The sequence below is a fragment of the Cupriavidus sp. OTU4054 genome, assembly GCF_038440175.1.
Taxonomy (GTDB): domain Bacteria; phylum Pseudomonadota; class Gammaproteobacteria; order Burkholderiales; family Burkholderiaceae; genus Cupriavidus; species Cupriavidus pauculus_D.
This window is the reverse complement of record NZ_JASATF010000016.1, coordinates 81936-100794: the sequence shown is the minus strand read 5'-3', so window position 1 is coordinate 100794 and position 18859 is coordinate 81936. Positions and strand designations below refer to the sequence as shown.

At 67.9% G+C, this 18859-nt stretch carries 14 protein-coding genes; 5 read left to right on the top strand and 9 right to left on the bottom strand.

Translation table 11 applies throughout. The annotated features are described in order from the left end of the window. Window positions 1-74 precede the first annotated feature (74 nt). Window positions 75-1298: a DUF2957 domain-containing protein gene (locus AAHB16_RS19275; protein ID WP_223851530.1), complete on the top strand. Its 1224-nt coding sequence runs from the start codon at window positions 75-77 to the stop codon at window positions 1296-1298. 50 nt (window positions 1299-1348) lie between these two features. Beyond that, window positions 1349-2185 carry an OmpW/AlkL family protein gene (locus tag AAHB16_RS19270; RefSeq protein ID WP_223851531.1) on the top strand — a complete coding sequence of 279 codons (837 nt, stop codon included), beginning with the start codon at window positions 1349-1351 and terminating at the stop codon, window positions 2183-2185. 40 nt (window positions 2186-2225) lie between these two features. Here AAHB16_RS19270 and AAHB16_RS19265 read toward each other — a convergent pair whose 3' ends face one another. From AAHB16_RS19265 to AAHB16_RS19255, 3 genes are read right to left on the bottom strand one after another with little or no spacing between them, the layout of a single operon-like run. Beyond that, complete coding sequence (locus tag AAHB16_RS19265; RefSeq protein ID WP_150373303.1) at window positions 2226-3677, bottom strand: efflux transporter outer membrane subunit; 1452 nt, start codon at window positions 3675-3677, stop codon at window positions 2226-2228. 1 nt (window position 3678) lies between these two features. Beyond that, the gene (locus AAHB16_RS19260) at window positions 3679-6843 is read right to left on the bottom strand and encodes an efflux RND transporter permease subunit (RefSeq protein WP_150373304.1); all 3165 of its coding nucleotides are present in this window, start codon (window positions 6841-6843) and stop codon (window positions 3679-3681) included. 54 nt (window positions 6844-6897) lie between these two features. After that, window positions 6898-8067 carry an efflux RND transporter periplasmic adaptor subunit gene (locus tag AAHB16_RS19255; protein WP_150373305.1) on the bottom strand — a complete coding sequence of 390 codons (1170 nt, stop codon included), beginning with the start codon at window positions 8065-8067 and terminating at the stop codon, window positions 6898-6900. Window positions 8068-8403: 336 nt separating this feature from the next. On the opposite strand from AAHB16_RS19255, the gene AAHB16_RS19250 reads away from it, so the two are divergent. Continuing rightward, entirely contained in the window at window positions 8404-9129 is a 726-nt protein-coding gene (locus tag AAHB16_RS19250; protein WP_150373306.1) for a TetR family transcriptional regulator, read from the top strand. A 20-nt stretch (window positions 9130-9149) separates the two neighbouring features. Here AAHB16_RS19250 and AAHB16_RS19245 read toward each other — a convergent pair whose 3' ends face one another. Beyond that, a complete protein-coding gene (locus AAHB16_RS19245; RefSeq protein WP_446718114.1) occupies window positions 9150-10388 on the bottom strand; it encodes an ABC transporter substrate-binding protein in 1239 nt (412 codons plus the stop codon). 95 nt (window positions 10389-10483) lie between these two features. Between AAHB16_RS19245 and AAHB16_RS19240 the strand changes: the two genes are divergently transcribed. Both AAHB16_RS19240 and AAHB16_RS19235 read left to right on the top strand, forming a co-directional pair. Beyond that, a complete protein-coding gene (locus AAHB16_RS19240) occupies window positions 10484-11158 on the top strand; it encodes a response regulator (protein WP_150373307.1) in 675 nt (224 codons plus the stop codon). Window position 11159: 1 nt separating this feature from the next. Beyond that, window positions 11160-12623: a sensor histidine kinase gene (locus AAHB16_RS19235; RefSeq protein WP_342051743.1), complete on the top strand. Its 1464-nt coding sequence runs from the start codon at window positions 11160-11162 to the stop codon at window positions 12621-12623. 17 nt (window positions 12624-12640) lie between these two features. Here the strand turns inward: AAHB16_RS19235 and AAHB16_RS19230 are convergent, their stop codons facing one another. Genes AAHB16_RS19230 through AAHB16_RS19210 form a run of 5 tightly spaced genes read right to left on the bottom strand, consistent with a single transcriptional unit; the run spans window position 12641 to window position 18782 of the window. After that, entirely contained in the window at window positions 12641-13483 is an 843-nt protein-coding gene (locus AAHB16_RS19230) for a ChaN family lipoprotein (RefSeq protein ID WP_342051742.1), read from the bottom strand. Further along, window positions 13480-13797, bottom strand: coding sequence for a DUF2149 domain-containing protein (locus tag AAHB16_RS19225; protein WP_150373310.1), 318 nt, complete (start codon window positions 13795-13797; stop codon window positions 13480-13482). The genes AAHB16_RS19230 and AAHB16_RS19225 overlap by 4 nt, the downstream gene beginning before the upstream one ends. After that, window positions 13794-14303, bottom strand: a complete 510-nt coding sequence (locus AAHB16_RS19220; RefSeq protein ID WP_223851352.1) for a MotA/TolQ/ExbB proton channel family protein — start codon at window positions 14301-14303, stop codon at window positions 13794-13796. Before AAHB16_RS19220 ends, AAHB16_RS19225 begins: the two co-directional genes overlap by 4 nt. 38 nt (window positions 14304-14341) lie before the next feature. After that, on the bottom strand, window positions 14342-17548 hold the full coding sequence (locus tag AAHB16_RS19215) for an efflux RND transporter permease subunit (RefSeq protein WP_342051741.1): 3207 nt from the start codon (window positions 17546-17548) through the stop codon (window positions 14342-14344). Between the two features lie 4 nt (window positions 17549-17552). After that, on the bottom strand, window positions 17553-18782 hold the full coding sequence (locus AAHB16_RS19210) for an efflux RND transporter periplasmic adaptor subunit (RefSeq protein ID WP_150373312.1): 1230 nt from the start codon (window positions 18780-18782) through the stop codon (window positions 17553-17555). Between the last annotated feature and the right edge of the window lie 77 nt (window positions 18783-18859).

Genomic DNA, 18859 nt, shown 5'->3' with positions numbered 1-18859 from the left:
CGCATGTCGCATCGCGCTGCCCCGCAACGAAGCAAACCGCTTTCGCCACGGCGCGGCGATGGCTGCCGCGCGCGATGCTCGCGGCGGGTACCGTGCTCGCGCTTGCCGCGTGCGGCGGCGGTGAAGGCGGCGGCGGGGGATCCGCCGCGCCGGCATCGGCCGTGGTGCGCCTGTGTCCCGCCGCGGTCGATTACTCCACGCCGTACCTCGGCGGCACGGGCTCGGGCGAGCTCGTGAAAGTGCAGATCGACACGAAGCGGATGACGTGGGCGGTGACGTTCCTCGACTCCTCGGTCCCGCGCACGACGGGCACGGTGCAACCGACACGCTCGGACACCGTCAGCGGCTCCAACGTGATGTCCGGCACGCTGACGCAGGAGACGGGCCTGCCGACCGACAAGCTCAACCAGTGCGCATTCCGGCTCAACGGCGCGAGCCTCGACCCCGCGCGCCCCGCGCGCCTGTTCCTGGGCGAGGGCGTGATGGGCGGCACGATTCCCGGCGCGCGCATCCAGTTCAACGGTGTGGCCGGCGCGGGCGCGGTGCCCGACACCACGTTCCCGTACTTCCAGTTCATCGGCTTCTCGCAGATCGAGAGCGACCTCACCAAGGTCGCGGGCACGTACAACGGGTCCGGTTTCCACGAGGTACCGTCGAAGAACTTCCAGTGGGTCGCGCAGGACTATCGCATGTCGCTTGCGGCCGATGGTTCGTTCACGGTGTGCGACAACAAGGCGGGCGGCTCGTGCCGCCAGAAGGGCAACAAGTTCGCCGTGCATCCGAGCGGCGCGCTGCTCTCCACCAACTACGAAGGCGAGCTCGCGCCGACGCTCGGCGGCACGCAGGGGCGCGCGTACCTCATCGTGGGCAAGCTTCGTGGCGCGCTGGTGCCGGTGATGATCCGCGTGGGGTATGCCAACGCGTCGTTCACGAACCTGCAGCCCATCGGCGCCGACGACGAGATCGGCATCGGCATGATGGCGCCCGCGGTCTCCGCGACGCAGGGTGCGATCAACGGCGAATACATCGGCGTAGACAGCAACTTCGAGTACCGCACGACGGCGCTCGTGGGCGTGGACGCGGCGATGCTCGACCCGTTCCGCGCGTCCGACGCCACGCTCGCCATCGCGCTCAAGCTCGACTACTCGCAGACCACGGCCGGCGTCATCACCACCACGCGCAAGGACGGCAACGCCACCACCCCGACCGGCAAGTTCATGTTCACGGGCGGTGTGTTCGGCTTCCTCGAGACGCGCGGCGGCTCGCCTTACTTCACCATCGGCGCGTTCGTCGAATGACCGGAGACATGTCGATGACTCTGCAACTCCGCATGCGGTCTCCGCAATGGATGCGTCAACTCGCGCGCGTCGCTGCCGGCTTCGCGCTGTGCACCACGTTCGCGGCGCCGGCGCTCGCGCAGAAGGCCGGCGACAACGTGGTCTCCGCCGGCTGGTTCTATATCCAGACGCGTGGCGTGAGCCCGCCGCTCACGACCAACGTCGTGGACGTGCCGATCAACTATCCGCTCGGCCTCCCCAGCACGTTCTCCGCGCCCGGCAGCGGCTTGTCGACGTCGAACGCGAACACGCTCGGCCTGACGTTCAGCCACTTCTTCACCGACCATATCGCGGTCACGGGCGTGGGCGGCATTCCACCCGAGTTCAAGATCTACGGTCATGGCGAGCTCATTCCGCCGGGTCCGGCCGGCGCGCTCGGGCACCAGAGCCTCGGCGATCCGTCGCTGAACCCGATCATCACGCGGGCGCGGCAGTGGAGTCCCGCGGCGATCGTGCAGTATCACTTCATGGATCCGGGTTCGCGGCTGCGCCCGTTCCTCGGCGTGGGCGTGTCGTACAACTTCTTTACCGACATCCGCATCAATCCGGCGTTCGCGGCTTCGGTCAACAACAACCTGGGGGCGATTCTGGCGGCGGGTGCCGGAATTCCGGGGCCGACCAGCGTGCATGCGGATGCGTCGTCGTCCTGGGCGCCCGTGTTCAATGTGGGCGGCACGTACAACTTCGACGAGCATTGGGGGGTGACGGCGGCGGTGACCTACATTCCGCTCAAGACGACGTCGACGATGACCATCAAGGCATCGGATGGCACCACGCTGTCCACGTCGAAGACGAAGATGGATCCGAAACCGCTGATCTTCTTCCTCGCCGCGTCCTACAAGTTCTAGGAAGATCCCTCTCCCGCAGGGGAGAGGGAACACGACGGCCTTACTGCGTGGCGGTCTCGTTGAGTCCGCCGCCCAGCGCGCGATACAGGTCGATCGCGTTCACGAGCCGCAGTTGCCGCGCCTGCACGAGCGCCTGCTCGGCATTGAACAGCTGCCGCTGCGCATCGAGCTCGTCCAGATAGCTGGCCACACCCGACCGGAACCGCATGCGCGACAGTTCGAAGCGCGCCGCCTCGGCATCGCGCTGCTGCGCCTGCCCCGCGACCTGCTCCTCGAGCGTGCCGCGCGCCACGAGCGCGTCCGCCACTTCGCTGAACGCGACCTGGATCGTCTTCTCGTAGTTCGCGATCTCGATGCTCTTGCGCACGTTGGCCAGATCGAGGTTCGACAGGTTGCGGCCCGTGTCGAAGATCGGCAGCACCAGCTGCGGCGCGAACGACCACGTCTTGGTACCCGCATCGAACAGCCCCGAGAACGACGGGCTGATCGTGCCCGCGTTCGCGGTCAGCGTAATGCGCGGGAAGAACGCCGCGCGCGCCGCGCCGATATTCGCATTGGCCGACAGCAGCTGCTGCTCCGCCTGCCGGATATCCGGACGCTGTTCGAGCAGATCCGACGGCAGCCCCTCCGGGATATCGCTGATGATGCGTTCGTCCGACAGCTTCATCGGCGCCGGCAGATCCGCGATCCCGGCGATGGGCTTGCCCACCAGCACTTCGAGCGCATTCTGCGCCTGCGCGCGCTGACGCGCGAGCTGCGCCGCGGAGACCCGCGCCTGCGCCACCAGCGATTCGTTGTCGCGCAGGTCCAGCGCCGATGTGGCGCCCGCATCGAAGCGGCGCCTGGCGAGGTCGTACGTGCTCTGGCGCGCCGCCAGCGTGTCGCGCGCGATGTCGTACTGCTCGGCCAGCGCGCGCTCCGACAGATAGGCCTTGGCCACTTCCGACACCAGCGAGATATGCGCCGCGCGGCGCGCCTCCTCGGTGGAGAAGTACTGCGCGAGCGCCGCGTTGGACAGGCTGCGCACACGGCCGAAGAAGTCGAGTTCGTACTGCGAGATGCTCAGCCCCACCTGATAGGTGCTGCCCGTGAACGTCTGGGCATTGCCCGAACCGGGTACGACCGACAGCGACGAGAACTGGCCGCGCTGATATCCCGCATTGCCGTTGACGGTCGGCAGCAGGTCCGCGCGCTGCACCTGGTACTGCGCGCGCGCTTCCTCGATGCGCAGCGCGGCGGTACGCAGGTCGCGGTTGTTGTCGATCGCCGTGGCGATCAGCGCCTGCAGCCGCGGGTCGCGGAAGAATTCGCGCCAGCCGATATCGCTCGCGCGGCGCGTCTCGCCGGTCTTGACCTCGGCCGTCGCATAGCCCTCCGGCGCCGCCGGAAAGGTGGCGGCCACTGGCGCGGCCGGGCGGTCGTAGTGCGGCGCCAGCGTGCAACCCGAGAGCACGCCGGCCACCAGCAGAAGTGTGGTCAGGGTCTTGGTCATGTCAGATTTCCTCTTTCGGGTCGAGCCGCGACTGTTCCCGCATTGCTTCCATCTCATGCTGACGTTTGCTGCCCGGGAAGCGCTTGCGCACCACCACGAAGAACACCGGGACCAGGAAGATCGCGAGCAGCGTCGCCGCGATCATACCGCCCATCACGCCCGTGCCGATCGCGCGCTGGCTGCCCGAGCCCGCGCCCGTGGCGATAGCCAGCGGCAGCACGCCGAGAATAAAGGCCATCGACGTCATCAGGATCGGGCGGAACCGCAGATGCACCGCCTCGAGCGTCGCATCGATGAGGCTGCGCCCCTGCGCCTGCAGATCCTTCGCAAACTCGACGATCAGAATGGCGTTCTTCGCGGACAGGCCGATCGTCGCGATCAGGCCCACCTTGAAGTACACGTCGTTCGGCATGCCGCGCAGCGTCACGCCGACCAGCGCGCCGAGCACGCCAAGCGGCACCACGAGCAGCACGGCCACCGGAATCGACCAGCTTTCGTACAGCGCGGCCAGGCACAGGAACACGATGATCAGCGACAGCGTGTACAGGATCGGCTCCTGCGCGCCGGCCAGACGTTCTTCGTACGACTGGCCCGACCATTCGAAGCCGAAGCCCGGCGGCAGCTTCGCGAAGTTCGCCTCCATCACGCGCATCGCCTCGCCGGTGCTCTGTCCGGGCGCGGCCTGGCCGGCGATCTTCACCGCGGGCATGCCGTTGTAGCGCTCCAGACGCGGCGAACCCATGATCCACTTCGACGTGGAGAACGCCGCGAAGGCCACCATGTCGCCATTGCCGTTGCGCACGCGCAGCTTGCTCAGGTCGTCGGGCAGCTTGCGATCCTCGCCTTCCGCCTGCACGATCACGCGCCGCACGCGGCCTTCGTAGATGAAGTCGTTCACATACGACGAGCCGAACGCGATGGACAGCGTGGCATTGATGTCGGCCACGGACACGCCCAGCGCGCGCGCCTTCTCGCGGTCGATATCGATACGCAGCTGCGGCGCGTCTTCCTGGCCTTCCGGACGCACGCCCGCGAGCACCGGCGACTGCGCCGCCATGCCGAGCATCTGGTTACGCGCGGCCATCAGCTTCTCGTGCCCCTGGCCCGTGCGGTCCTGCAGGCGGAAGTCGAAGCCCGACGAGTTGCCGAGTTCCGAGATCGCCGGCGGATTCAGCGGGAAGATGATCGCGTCCTTGATGAACGACAGCGCGCCGAATGCGCGGCCCGTCAGCGCCTGCGCGGTCTCGTCGGCACCGGTCCGTTCCTTCCAGTCCTTGAGGCGCACGAACGCGATACCGCCGTTCTGGCCGCGGCCAAAGAACGAGAAGCCCGCCACCGTGATCATCTGGTCGACGACCTTCGACTCCTTCTGCAGGTAGTAGTCCTCGATCTGCTTGAGCACGCCGATCGTGCGGTCCTGCGTGGCGCCCTGCGGCAGCTGCACGACCGTGATCATGTAGCCCTGGTCCTCGTCGGGGAGGAACGACGACGGCAGACGCTGGAACAGCAGCACCACACCCGCGACGATAAGCGCGTAGATGATGAGGTAGCGGCCCGAGCGGCGAATCACGCGGGCCACGACGCCCTGGTAGCCGGTGGACGCGCGCGCGAACGTGCGGTTGAACCAGCCGAAGAAGCCTTTCTTCTCGTGATGATGGCCCGCCTGCACCGGCTTCAGCAGCGTGGCGCAGAGCGCCGGCGTGAGCGTCAGCGCGAGCAGCGTCGAGAACGCCATCGAGGACACCAGCGACAGCGAGAACTGGCGGTAGATATTGCCGACCGAACCCGAGAAGAACGCCATCGGGATGAACACGGCCACCAGCACCAGCGAGATGCCGACGATGGCGCCCGTGATCTGCCCCATCGCCTTGCGCGTGGCTTCACGCGGCGACAGGCCTTCCTCGCTCATGATGCGCTCGACGTTCTCCACGACCACGATCGCATCGTCCACGAGGATACCGATCGCAAGCACCATGCCGAACATCGTCAGCACGTTGATCGAGAATCCGAACGCGAGCATCGCGCCAAACGTGCCGAGCAGCGCGATCGGCACCACGAGCGTCGGAATGATCGTCGCGCGGATGTTCTGCAGGAACAGGTACATCACGAGGAACACCAGCAGCACCGCTTCCAGCAGCGTCTTGATGACTTCCTCGATCGAGATCTTCACGAATGCCGACGTGTCGTACGGCACGCTGTACTCGTAGTCGGACGGGAAGTACTTCGCCAGCTCGTCCATGCGCGCGCGCACGGCGTTGGCCGTGGCCAGCGCGTTCGCGGCGGGCGCCAGCTTGATGGCGATGGCCGAAGCGGGCTTGCCGTTGGTGCGCGCGAGCGTCGAGTAATCGGCGCCCCCGAGTTCCACGCGGCCGACGTCCTTGATGCGCACCGACGAACCGTCGGGGTTCACGCGCAGCAGGATGTTCGCGAACTGCTCGGGCGTGGTCAGCCGGCTCTCGGTGTTGACGGTCGCGTTGAGCTCGGTGCCCTTCGGCGACGGCGTACCGCCCAGTTCGCCGACGGCGACCTGGATGTTCTGCTCGGACACCGCGGCCGTGACGTCCAGCGGCGTCAGGTTGTAGCCCGTCAGCTTGGCCGGGTCGAGCCACACGCGCATCGCGTACTCGGTGCCGAACAGATCGGCCGCACCCACGCCGGGCACGCGGCGAATCGAGTCCACCACCTGTGCCGAGACGAAGTTGCCAAGCGCGATCGCATCGGAGTTGCCCGACTTCGACTGGACCGTGATGAACATCATGTAGTTGTTCCCGGCCTTGTCGATGCGCACGCCCTGCTGGCGCACCTCCGCCGGCAGGCGCGCTTCCACGCGCTTGAGGCGGTTCTGCACTTCCACCGAGTTCAGGTCGGCGTTGGAGCCGGGCGAGAACGCGATGTTGATCGTGGAGAGGCCCGTGGCCTCGCTCTGCGATTCGTAGTACAGCAGGTTGGGCGCGCCGTTGAGCTCCTGCTCGATCACCGTGGTGACCGATTCCTCGAGCGTCTTGGCGGATGCGCCGGGGTACGTCGCCGTGACCGTGATGATCGGCGGCGCGATATTGGGGTACTGCGCGATCGGCAACTGCAGGATCGACAGTAACCCGCCCAGTCCGATGATCAGCGCGAGCACCCACGCGAACACCGGCCGGTCGATGAAAAACTTGGCCATGGAACTGGCTCCCTTCTTATTGGGTCCCGATAGAGGCGTCTGCGAGGGCTACGGTCAGCCCTGCTTTGCCGCGGTGGCGTCTGCGGTCTTGGGCTGCTGGAACGGCACGGCCTTGGCCGGCGCGCCCGCCTGTACCTTCTGCAGCCCCTCGACGATCACCTGCTCGCCGCCCTTGAGGCCTTCCGATACCACCCAGCTGTCGCCGACCGCCTGCGTGGCCGTCACCGGCAGGCTGGCAACCTTGCCGTCCTGACCGACGACCATCACGCTCGCGCCCTGTGCCGTGCGGATCAGCGCGCGTTGCGGCACGGTCAGTGCCTTCTCGTCGATGCCCTGTTCCACCTTCACGCGCACGAACGTGCCCGACAGCAGCTCGCGCTTCGCGTTCGGGAATTCCGCGCGCAGCGTGATCGCGCCCGTGGTCGGATCGACGGTCATGTCGGAGAACAGCAGCTTGCCGGTCTGCGCGTACTCGCGATCGCTGCCCTCGACGAACAGGTGCACGCGCGCGCCGCCGTTCATGCTCTTGACCTCGCCCGACTCGATCTGGCGGCGCAGGCGCGCCACGTCGGCCGCGGGCTGCGTGAACGTGACCCAGATCGGATCGACCTGCTCGACCAGCGTCAGCTTCGTGGCCTCGCCCTTGCCGACCAGCGCGCCCTCGGTGACCAGCGCACGGCCCACGCGGCCCGAGATCGGGGCGGTGACCGTGGTGTAGCCGAGATTGATCTGCGCGGTGGTCACGGCGGCCTTGGCCGATGCGATATCGGCATTGGCCTGGCCGGCCGCGGCCACGGCCTCGTCGTACTCCTGCTTGCTCACGGCGTTCGCGGCCACGAGCGGCTTGTAGCGCTCGGCCTTCTGGCGCGCGGACACGGCGTTGGCCTCGGCGCGCTCGAGCGACGCCTTTGCCGATGCCAGCTGCGCCTGATAGGGCGCGGGATCGATGCGGAACAGCACCTGTCCGGCCTTCACCTCACCGCCTTCGGTGTAGTTGCGCGACAGCACGATGCCTTCCACGCGGGCGCGCACCTCGGCGGTACGCACACCCTCGAGGCGACCGGGCAGCTCGTTGATCACGGCGACGGGGCGCGGGGTGACCGTGACCACGCCGACCTCGGCGGGCGGCATCGCGCCTGCCTGCGGCGCTTTCTCGCCGCAGGCGGCGAGCAACAGGACCGCTGCTCCGGCGGCGAGATAGTGAATACGTCGGGTCTTGCTCATCGATCACCCCATCTTGGCGTTTTGGTTCTGATATGGACTGCGGTCGCTTGCGGCACACGTCCCCCATGGACAGCAACGGCGTGCGGGGGGGCGGGGAGCGCGAGCGGAGACGTCAGGCGGGTAGCCGTCGGGACCGGGGGTGGCCGGACGGCGAACAAGCGCGTAGTATATATACATTCAAGCATGTATGTTAAGCGTTTTACACAGCGCGTTGCTTTTTGGCGCACTTATGCCCAGATGTGGTGCGCGGGCGACATACAGTTGGCGAGCACAATTGCGGCGGGCGCGGTACGATGCCGGCCGTTAATCGCGGTGATTCCGCGATAGGAAAAGGACATGGTCAGACGCACCAAGGAAGAAGCACTCGAGACGCGCAACCGGATACTCGATGCGGCGGAAACGGTTTTCCACACGCGCGGCGTGGCGCGCCCGTCGCTTGCCGATATCGCCGAGGCGGCCGGTGTCACCCGAGGCGCCATCTACTGGCACTTCAAGAACAAGAGCGACGTGTTCGCGGCGATGGTCGATCGCGTGCATTTGCCCGTGGAAGCGTTGTGCGATCCCGAGCGGATCGCGCGGCACGAGGACCCGCTCGGCGGGGTGCGCGATATCTGCGCGTTCGTGTTTCGCCAGACCGTGGTGAACCCGCAGTGGCGGCGGATCTTCGAGATCCTGTTCCACAAGTGCGAGATGGTGCAGGATAACGGCGCGATCTTCGAGCGCCAGCGGCAGTCGCATCAGGAAGGCATCGCCAAGATCCGCGAGCACTTGCGGCTCGCGACCGAGCGCGGCCAGCTGCCGGCCGACCTCGATCTGGACTTCGCGGTCAACGCGTTCCATGCGGCCATCGGCGGCGTGCTCGCGCACTGGCTGTTTTGCCCCACCGATTTCGATCTGGCGGGCCAGGCCGAGCGTATGGCGGACGTGTTCATCGACACGCTGCGCCATTCGCCGGCGCTCCGGCACGGCTACGTCGCGCGGCCGCTGGCGGAAGCCGAGCTCGACGCCGAGGTGGCGACGTTCTGCGAAGCGCAGGCCCGGCAGCAAACGCTCGCGGAGTAGTTACCCGCGGCTACCCCTGGCTACCCGCGCAGCGCCTCCGACCATCGCGCGAGAAACGCGCGCTTGCGCAGCGCGTCCTGCGCGGCCAGCAGGCCCGGCCCGACGCTGATCGGCTTGAGCGTATAGCCAAGCCGTTCGGCAAGCGCCCCTGGTGTCTGCCCGCTCGTGATGTCGCTGCGGATCGTATAGAGCTGCGACGTCGAGCGGGCCAGCAGGGCCTGCCCCTCCCGCGAGATCAGGAAGTCCAGCCATAGCCGCGCCGCATTGGGCCGCGGCGACTTGCGCGCGATAAAGGCCACGCGCGACATCACCAGCGTATAGTCGCGCGGCGCGATCACGCCGATCTCCGCGCCGCGCTCCATCAGCGACAGCGCATACGACCCCAGCACGTTGTACCCGAGCACGAACTCGCCGCGCGCGATGCGCTCGATCATGTCCACCGACGATACCGACAATTTGGCGCCCGCACGCCCGAGGGCCTGCGCGAGATACCAGAACTCGTTGCCCATGCGCGCGTCCTGCTGCGCGAACAGGTAGCCGATGCCCGAGCGTTCGATGTCGTAGGTCACCACGCGCCCGCGCCACAGCGGCGCGTGCTCCTGCATCAGCTGAGCCAGACCGCTACGGCTGCCCGGCATGCGCGTATCGGTGAAGTGCCGGCGGTTGTAGACGATGACCGCGGGTTCGAAGGTCGTGCCCCAGGCCTCGTCGCGCCATACGGCCCACGCAGGCAGCGCGCCGCGCTCGGGCGATTCGTAGCGCTGCGCGTAGCCATCGTTGACGAGCTTGATCTGCAGGTCCATCGCCGTGCTCCAGAGCACGTCCGCGTAGTCGGCGTCGCGCGCCGGACGGCCGCCGCCGAGCTTCGCCGTTTCGGCGAGGAAGCGATCGTTGAGTTCGACCGTATTGAGGTCGCGGTAGTTGACGCGCACGCCGGGAAAGCGCGCCTCGAAGCCGTCGATCAGCGGCCGCACGATATCGCTGTCCGTCGACGCGTACACCGTGACCGCACCCTCGTGCAGCGCGCGCGAGACGATGCCTTCGTACTCGGCCGGATACCCGGCGGGCGCGGTGGGCGAGGTAGTGCGGGAACCGGCGGCCTGCGCGCGCGCGACCGTGGGAAAGGCCGGCATCGCGGCCAGCGCCGCCGCGGCCGCGCCGGCTTCGAGCAGGCGGCGCCTTGCGGGATGCGGAGCGGGCGAGGCGGCGTCCGCGGCTGGGCAGAAGGGGCGCGATTCGGAGAGCGGCTTGGGCGGCATGGCGGCAGAGGCGACACCCGGAGCGGGGCGGCGTTATTATAGGCGCCCCCGGACGCGTCCCGCATCCGGGCCGATGGGGGTGGAGGAGGTCCCGCATGCGCATCCTGCTGGTGGAAGACGAAGTGGAACTGGCCCGCTGGGTCGCGCGCGCGCTCGAGCAGGGCGGCTTCGTCATCGAGCACGTGGCGGACGGCCTGCAGGCCGAAGCCCGGCTGATGGCCGAGGAATACGACGCCGTGGTGCTGGACCTGCGGCTGCCCGGCAAGGACGGGCTGGCCGTGCTCAAGGCGATGCGCGGGCGCGACGACCGCACGCCCGTGCTGATCCTCACCGCGCAGGACACGCTCGACGAACGCGTGCGCGGCCTGAACCTCGGCGCGGACGACTACCTGCCCAAACCCTTCGCCATCGCCGAACTCGAGGCCCGTATTCTCGCGCTCATCCGCCGCAGCCGCGGGCGCGCCCATCCGCGCCTGCAATGCGGCGCGCTCGTGTTCGATGGCGAGACGCGCAGCTTCACGCTCGGCGGCGCGCCGCTCGCGCTGACGCCACGCGAATCGACGCTGCTGGGCGCGCTGCTCGCGCGCAGCGGCCAGCCACTGACCAAGGCGCAGCTGCTCGACAAGGTCTTCTCGCTCGACGCCGACGTGAGCCCCGACGCGATCGAGGTGCTGGTCTACCGCCTGCGCAAGAAGCTCGCCGGGCATGGCGTGACCATCGTGACGCTGCGCGGCTTCGGCTATCTGCTGGAACCCGAGGCCGAGACCTGACATGTGGCGACGCCACCTGCGCGCCCCCGCGCGGCTGCCGTTGCGGCTCTGGCTGCGTGGCAGCCTGCGCCGCCAGCTGCTGTTGCTGCTGGTTCCCGCACTGATCGCGATTACCGCGATCGACTCGTGGTTCACGTACGACACGCTGCGCGACGCGGCCAACACCGCATACGACCGCTCGCTGTACGGGTCCGTGCGGACCATCGACAATGCGATCGGCATGGCCGGCGAAAGCGTGCAGCTGTCGCTGCCCGATGCCGCGATGGAGATGTTCGAGACCGCCGCGCAGACGCATGTGTTCTATCGCGTGTCGATCGAGCGCGCGGGCGTGGTCGAGACCATCACCGGCTATGACGATCTGCCGCTGCCCGCGGGTACGCTCGTCAACAACGAGACACGCTTCTACGACGCGACCTATCGCGACGAGCCCGTGCGGATTGCCGCCATGGCAAGGCCCGTCTACCGGCCCGATGCGCATCTGCGCGTGATCATCCAGGTGGCGGAAACCGCGGAGCCGCGCACGATGCTGATCGCGCGCGTGTGGCGCAGCGCGCTCGCGCGCGACACGGTGCTGATCGTGCTGTCGGCGCTGATCCTCGTCGGCGGCATCACGTACGTGCTGCGTCCGCTGGCGCGGGTACGCGACGAGGTTCGCGCGCGCTCGCCGGACGACCTCACGCCGCTCGCGTTCGACCACGTACCGGTCGAAGTCCGTCCGCTCGTCGATGCGGTGAACACGCACGTGGCGCGCTCGGAAGCGATGGGCCAGGCGCAGGCGCAGTTCATCGCCGATGCCGCGCACCAGCTGCGCACGCCGCTGGCGATCCTCAAGACACAGGCCGAGTTCGCGCAACGCCAGCTGACGCTGCATGGCGACCACGGCGATATTCAGGCCGCGCGCGAAGCCGTGGGCGCGATCGAGACGCAGCTCGGCCAGGCCGCGCGGCTGACCAACCAGTTGCTGGCGCTCGCGCGCGTACGCCGCGATGGCGCGGTGCCGGCGGAGGCCGTGGATGTCATCGATGCGGTAGCCGTCGCGGAGCAGGTCGCACTCGACTATCTGCCGCTGGCGCGCGGCAAGCAGCAGGACTTTGGCTGGGAGCGGCCCGCGGGGCTCTCGCTGCCCGTACGCGCCGACGGCGCGCTGCTGCGCGAGGCGCTGGCCAACCTCGTGCACAACGCCATCCAGTATTCGCCGCGCGGCAGCCGCATCACGCTTTCCGCGCGGCTCGCGGGCGACGAGGCGCTGCTGGTGGTGGAGGACGACGGACCGGGGATTCCGCCCGAGGAGCGCGAGAAGGTATTCGCGCGGTTCTACCGGCGGGTCGGCCACACCGAGCCCGGCTCGGGTCTTGGCCTCGCCATCTCGCGCGAGATGGCGGCGCGATTCGGCGGCAGCGTGACGCTCAGGGATGCCACGCAGGGGCGGGGCGTGCGCGCGGTGCTGGCACTGAAGCTGGCGTAGCACGCCGGGCGCGCCGGCTACCTGCGCACCACCGCATCGTCGCAGGGATCCTTGCGTGCGATCGCGGGCACGCGGATCACGGCATCGAAACCGTTCGCCACCGTATTGCTCTCTTCGAGGTAGCCGATGCTGAGCACCTTGCCCTTGTCGCCGGCAATCCAGCGCGGCACGCCGAGATCGCGGCGCACATGGCCGTTGCCCGCGATCAGCACCACGCCGCGGTCCGCGTAGGGCTGCATCGTCGCGGCCATCATCGCATCGCGCGCGGCCTGGGCGCTCAGCATGCCCGGCAGCATCTGGCGCGGAAACAGCCCGCAGTGACCGGCATCGAGCTCCGTCGATTGCGCGGAAACGAGATCGGCCGGCAACGGCCTGTCGAGGCCCAGCGCCTTCTGCTGGCCCGCGCTGAACACGCTGCCCAGCCCGCCGCGCACGATCCGGCTCGCGTCGGCACGCGAGAGGTTCGCCGCAAGCAGCGGCAGGTCGTACTGCAAGGCCAGCGCCACCACGGGGCGGTAGAGCGGCCATTGCCATGCGTTGCGATCGCCCGTCGCCTGCGCTATCACGTAGTCGGGGTCGTCGGGCCGCTCGCGCCGCGCGCGATCGATGTCCGCCTGGCGCTCGCGATCGAACTGCTCCATCGCGATGGCGGGCCGCCAGCCGGCCTGCACCGCGCGCGTCAGCGCGTCGAGCCGCTGCTGCTGGCCCTGCGCGTTGTCGTGGACCTCGCCCAGCAGCACATACGATTTGCCGGCGAAAGTCTTGCTGACCGCTTCCGGCTGCGGCGACTGGTTGAAGAACTGGCTGGCACAGCCGGTCAGGGCGAGCGCGCAGGCCAGCGCCGCTATGCGAATGATCATGGTTTGTCGGTCTCCGGCACGTACACGATCGATCCATCCTTCATGCGATAGGCGACGCCGGCCTTGACGCCGTCGCCACTGCCCGGCTGTCCCGTGCCCTGATAGCGCACGACCTTCTGTCCCTGCCGCGACACGATCTCCATATCGGGCTTGCCGGGGCGCGTGATGACGGTGACGTCGTCGTGCGTAAACGGGTTCATCGGGTTGCGCGCAATGGCGATGAGGAGCGCGGCGATCACCACGAGGAACACGTCGATGAGGTTCACCACCGACAGGATCGGATCGTCGGCTTCGCTCTCGTCGAGGAACTTCATGCGTCCGCGCTCCGGGCCTGCCGCGCGCGGCCGAGCCAGACCAGCTCCTCGGCCAGCCAGCGACGGCGCACGTTGACCACCCAGAACGTGATGCTGGCCGCGATCAGCGCGAGGATCACCGCCGAAAACGCGATGGTCAGGTTCTCGCCCACGTTGGCGAGATCGCCGCCGGACAGGCTCTTGAGCGCGGGACCCATCGGGATCATGGTCGCAACGAGTCCGAGCATGGGCGCCACGCGCGTGGCGATGCGCGCGCGCTCCAGCAACCGGTGGGCGGCCACGTCGAGCGCATCGGCGTCGTCCTCACCGTGCCGGCGCGCCCAGGCGACGAGCGCATAGCCGCGCCCGCTATCGATCGGATGCCGCGCGCGCAGCCATGCCTGCATGGCAAAGTCGCCGAGCGCCCAGAACGCGTGGACGAAGAGGATGCCGATCAGCGCGAGGGTCGGATACAGGAACAGCTGTCCGACCTCGTACATAAGAGTTTCGAGCGAGGTGGGTGTCATGGCGTTGGATTCTAAGCCAAACGCCATGACCGAGGCCGCTACCGCTGCGCGAGCGCTTCCGGTTCCGCGAGCAGATTGCCTTCCGCGTCGATCTGCAGCGGGCCGCTGCCCGAGAAGCGGTCGAGCGCGAGGTAGATCACGGGCGTGATGAACAGCGTGATGACCTGCGAGAACAGCAGGCCGCCCACCACCGCGAGGCCGAGCGGCTGGCGCAGTTCCGCACCGGCGCCCAGGCCGAGCGCGAGGGGCAGGGCACCCATCACCGCCGCGAACGTCGTCATCATGATCGGGCGGAAACGCAGCAGGCACGCCTGCCGGATGGCCTTGGCCGGCGCCATGCCCTGCTCGCGCTGCGCGGCAAGCGCGAAGTCGATCATCATGATCGCGTTCTTTTTCACGATGCCGATCAGCATCAGCACGCCGATGGTCGCGATCAGCGACAGCTCCACGTTGAAGATGAACAGCGTGAGCAGCGCCCCGATGGCCGCCGAGGGCAGGCCGGCCAGAATCGTCAGCGGGTGGATATAGCTCTCGTACAGCACGCCGAGCAGCGTGTAGATGACCGCGATGGCGGCGACCAGCAGCACGATCTGCGTGGCCTGCGACGACTGGAACACCGCCGCGTCGCCGCCCCAGCTCGTGAAGATCGAACTCGGCATTTCGATCTCGGTACGGAAGCGATCGATCTTGCTGGACGCATCGCCCAGCGCCGCGCCGGGCGCGAGGTTGAACGACACCGTGACGGACGGCAGCTGCCCCTGGTGATTGACCGCGATCGGACCGACGCGCCGCTCCGTGGTCGCGAACGCGGAAATCGGCACCATCTGGCCCGTCTTGCTGCGCACGTAGAGCTTGGAGAACGCGGTCTCGTCGGTACGATCGACTTCCGCGGCCTGCAGGATCACGTAGTAGTTGTCGATCGGTGTGTAGATCGTCGATACCTGCCGCTCGCCGAACGCCGTGTACAACGCCGTGCGCACATCCTGGATCTGCACGCCGAGCGCGTTGGCCTTGTCACGGTCGATCGTGAGCTGCGCCTCGAGGCCCGATTGCTGCGAGTCGCTGGTCACGTCGCGGAAGATCGGCTCCGCGCGCATCTTCGCCATCAGGCGGTCCGAATACGACTGGAGCTCGCCGGCCTTCACGCTCTGCAGCGTGTACTGGTAGCGGCTCTTGCTCTGGCGGCCGCCGAGGCGCAGGTTCTGCACGGGCGAGAAATACACGGCAAGGCCGGGCACGACCGACACGTCCTTGCGCAGCGACTCCACCACCTGCGGCATCTTGGGCCGTTCGCCCAACGGCTTCAGCTCCACGAACATCCGGCCCGTATTGATGGCGGGCGAGTTGCCGCCGCCGATCGAGGCCACCACCGACTTGACCGAGGGATTCGCGCGGATGCGCTCGGCCGCGTCGCGCAGCCGCTCGGACATCGCCTCGAACGAAATGTCCTGCGGACCTTCCGCGTTGACCTGGATCTGGCCGATGTCTTCCTCTGGGAAGAACCCCTTGGGAATCTTCGCGAACATCACCGCCGTGAGCACGAACGTCAGGCCCGCGAGCGCGAGCACGAAGCGCCGGTGCGCGAGGCACCAGTCGAGGCCGTTCGCATACTTGCGCAGCGTCCAGTTGAACAGGTCCTCGAACCACTGCGTCGAGCGCAGGCCGATCGATGCCTTCTTTGGCGCGTGGTGGGGCGCAGCGTGCGCGACGGCGGCACCCTTGTGATCGCCATACGCATGCTGCGATTCGTCGATCGGCACGTTGTCCGCCGACAGGAAGCGCGCGCACAGCATCGGGATCAGCGTGAGCGACACCAGCGCCGACACGAGAATCGACAGCGACACCACCGCCGCGAACTCGTGGAACAGCAGGCCGATGACGCCCGGCATGAAGAAGATCGGGATAAACACCGCCACCAGCGAGATCGAGATGGAGAGGATCGTGAAACCCATCTCGCGCGAGCCGATCAGCGCGGCCTTGAGCGGCTGCACGCCTTCCTCGATATGGCGCACGATGTTCTCGAGCATCACGATCGCATCGTCGACGACCAGGCCCACGGCCAGCGTGATGGCCAGCAGCGACACGTTGTCGAGGCTGTAGCCGAGCGCCTTCATCAGCGCCACGGTGCCGATCAGCGAGATGGGCACCGATACGGTCGGGATCAGCGTGGCGGCCGCGCGGCGCAGGAACAGGAAGATCACCATCACGACGAGCGCCACCGTGAGCGCCAGCGTGAACTGCACGTCGTGGATCGACTCGCGGATGGACACCGACCGGTCGTTGACCACGGCCACGTTGACCGATCCCGGCATCTGCTGCACGAGGCGCGGCAGCGTCGCCTTGATCGAGTCCACCACGGCCACCGTGTTGGCATCGGGCTGGCGCAGCACGGTCAGCACGATCGAGCGCTCGTTGTTGAGCCAGCTGCCGGTCTTGATCGTCTCGACGCTGTCTTCCACCTCGGCCACGTCGGAGAGGCGCACGATCGCGCCGCTCGGCTGGCTCGCGACGATGATGTTGCGGAACGCATCGGCGTTCGACAGCTGCCGGTTGGCCTGGATGGTCAGCGTCTGGCGCGCGCCGTCGAGCGTGCCCACCGGCGTGTTGGTATTGGCACGATTGAGCGCGACCGCGAGTTCGTCAAGCGTCAGCCCGCGCGCGGCCAGTGCGTCGGGCCGCGCGCGCACACGCACCGCAAAACGCTTCTGTCCGAGCACCTGCACCTGCGCGACACCCGGCAGCGTGGCCAGCGTCGGCGAGATCAGGTTATCGCCGAACGCATTCAGCTCGGCGAGACTCATCGCCGGCGAGTTGATCGCCAGCAGGATCACGGGGGCATCCGCCGGATTCACCTTGCGGTACGACGGCGGCTGCGTCATCTCGATCGGCAGCGTGCGCTGCGCGCGGAACAGCGCGGCCTGCACGTCGACGGCAGCCGCATCGATCTCGCGGTCGTTGTTGAACTCGATCGTGATGCTCGAGTTGCCGAGCGTGTTCGACGAGCTGATGACGGTGACGCCGGGAATCGTCGCGAACTGCTTCTCGAGCTGGATGGCCACGGACGCGGCCATGGTCTCCGGACTCGCGCCCGGCAGCGTCGCCGTGACCTGGATCACCGGCGAGTTGAAGCTGGGCAGCGCGGCAATCGGAATCGTGGGGTACAGCACGATACCGGTCACGATGACGGCCAGGCACAGCAGCACCGTCATCACGGGCCGCCGGATACAGAGCTCGGACAGCGTCATGATGTCAGTGCCCGCCGTTGCCAGCTGCCGGCGCGGATGCCCCTCCGGCCTTGCCTTCGCGAATGCGCGAGCCCGGGCGCAGGTTCTGCGTGCCTTCCGTCACCACGCGCGCGCCGGGCTGCACGCCCTCGATGACCGCCGCGGCGGCCGTCGTGGCGATGACCTTCACCGGGACGCGCGCCACGGTGCTGTCGGGCTGCACGGTGTACACGAAGCGGCCGTCGGGACCGGTTACCACCGCCTGCGGCGGTACCGTCAGCGCGCCCTTGAGCGTCTGCACCACCGCGTTGACGTTGGCATAGGTGCCCGGCCAGAGCCGCGTTTCCTCGTTATCGAACTGCGCCTTGATGCGGATGCTGCCGTATTGCGGGTCCACCGTGTTGTCGATGAACGTGATACGGCCGACGACGGGCGTCTTGCTGCCGTCGTTGGGCAGCGCGGTCACCTTGACGGGACCGATGCGCAACGCCTCCCGCAACGCGGCCAGCTGCCGCTCGGGCAGCGTGAACGTGACGGCGATCGGCGAGATCTGCGCGACGGTGACCATCGAGACGGCGGTCGCCGTCGGCGTGACGAGCGAGCCAGGAAACACATTGATGACGCCGGTCCGGCCGCCGATCGTGGCACGGATGGAGCCATAGCTGATGGCCACGCGGCTGGCTTCGATCGCGGCCTGGTCGGCGCGGATCGTCGCCTCGAAACCGTCCACCTTCGCCTGGGCGGTGTCCACCGCGCTGCGCGAGATGAAGTTGCGCTCGAGCAGTTCCTGGCTGCGCGACAGCGTGCGCCGCGCATCGGCAAGATCGGCCTGGTCGCGCAACAGCTGCGCGCGGGCGCGCGCCATATTGGCTTCGTCCATGCGCGTGTCGAGCGAGAACAGCAGGTCGCCCGGCTTGACGGTCTGGCCTTCCTTGATATGCACGGACTGGACCGTGCTCGAGATCTGCGGCCGCACCTCCACGGTCTGCAGCGCGGTCACGTTGCCGTTGGCGTTGACCTCCAGCGGCACGTCACCCTGCTGCACGGCCGCCGTCGCCACCATGATCGCGGCGGGCGCCTTGACCTCGTGCTTCGGGACGTACCACATCTTCCAGCCGAACCAGGCGGCACCGCCGGCCACGAGTACCACGACTACGGCAACCCACGGCGAAATCCGGCCGCGCCCCGTACCGGCGGCCGCGCTCCAGTTGCCATCGACAAACCCCTTGGGCCGGTCGATCCCGTCTGTTTTCATGTGAGGACCCTTCTCCACTGCGAACGTCAAACGCTGCTCCCCGTGCGTCCGGCGGCTTCTTGGAGCCGCTCCGTCCG

Bases quoted from the DNA above. Each gene is read 5' to 3' on its own strand.
- AAHB16_RS19260 (WP_150373304.1), bottom strand. From the start codon at position 6,843: ATGGCCAAGTTTTTCATCGACCGGCCGGTGTTCGCGTGGGTGCTCGCG.
- AAHB16_RS19210 (WP_150373312.1), bottom strand. From the start codon at position 18,782: ATGAAAACAGACGGGATCGACCGGCCCAAGGGGTTTGTCGATGGCAAC.
- AAHB16_RS19220 (WP_223851352.1), bottom strand. From the start codon at position 14,303: ATGACACCCACCTCGCTCGAAACTCTTATGTACGAGGTCGGACAGCTG.
- AAHB16_RS19215 (WP_342051741.1), bottom strand. From the start codon at position 17,548: ATGACGCTGTCCGAGCTCTGTATCCGGCGGCCCGTGATGACGGTGCTG.
- AAHB16_RS19250 (WP_150373306.1), top strand. From the start codon at position 8,404: ATGGTCAGACGCACCAAGGAAGAAGCACTCGAGACGCGCAACCGGATA.
- AAHB16_RS19265 (WP_150373303.1), bottom strand. From the start codon at position 3,677: ATGACCAAGACCCTGACCACACTTCTGCTGGTGGCCGGCGTGCTCTCG.
- AAHB16_RS19275 (WP_223851530.1), top strand. From the start codon at position 75: ATGCTCGCGGCGGGTACCGTGCTCGCGCTTGCCGCGTGCGGCGGCGGT.
- AAHB16_RS19235 (WP_342051743.1), top strand. From the start codon at position 11,160: ATGTGGCGACGCCACCTGCGCGCCCCCGCGCGGCTGCCGTTGCGGCTC.
- AAHB16_RS19245 (WP_446718114.1), bottom strand. From the start codon at position 10,388: ATGCCGCCCAAGCCGCTCTCCGAATCGCGCCCCTTCTGCCCAGCCGCG.
- AAHB16_RS19255 (WP_150373305.1), bottom strand. From the start codon at position 8,067: ATGAGCAAGACCCGACGTATTCACTATCTCGCCGCCGGAGCAGCGGTC.
- AAHB16_RS19240 (WP_150373307.1), top strand. From the start codon at position 10,484: ATGCGCATCCTGCTGGTGGAAGACGAAGTGGAACTGGCCCGCTGGGTC.
- AAHB16_RS19230 (WP_342051742.1), bottom strand. From the start codon at position 13,483: ATGATCATTCGCATAGCGGCGCTGGCCTGCGCGCTCGCCCTGACCGGC.
- AAHB16_RS19225 (WP_150373310.1), bottom strand. From the start codon at position 13,797: ATGAAGTTCCTCGACGAGAGCGAAGCCGACGATCCGATCCTGTCGGTG.
- AAHB16_RS19270 (WP_223851531.1), top strand. From the start codon at position 1,349: ATGCGTCAACTCGCGCGCGTCGCTGCCGGCTTCGCGCTGTGCACCACG.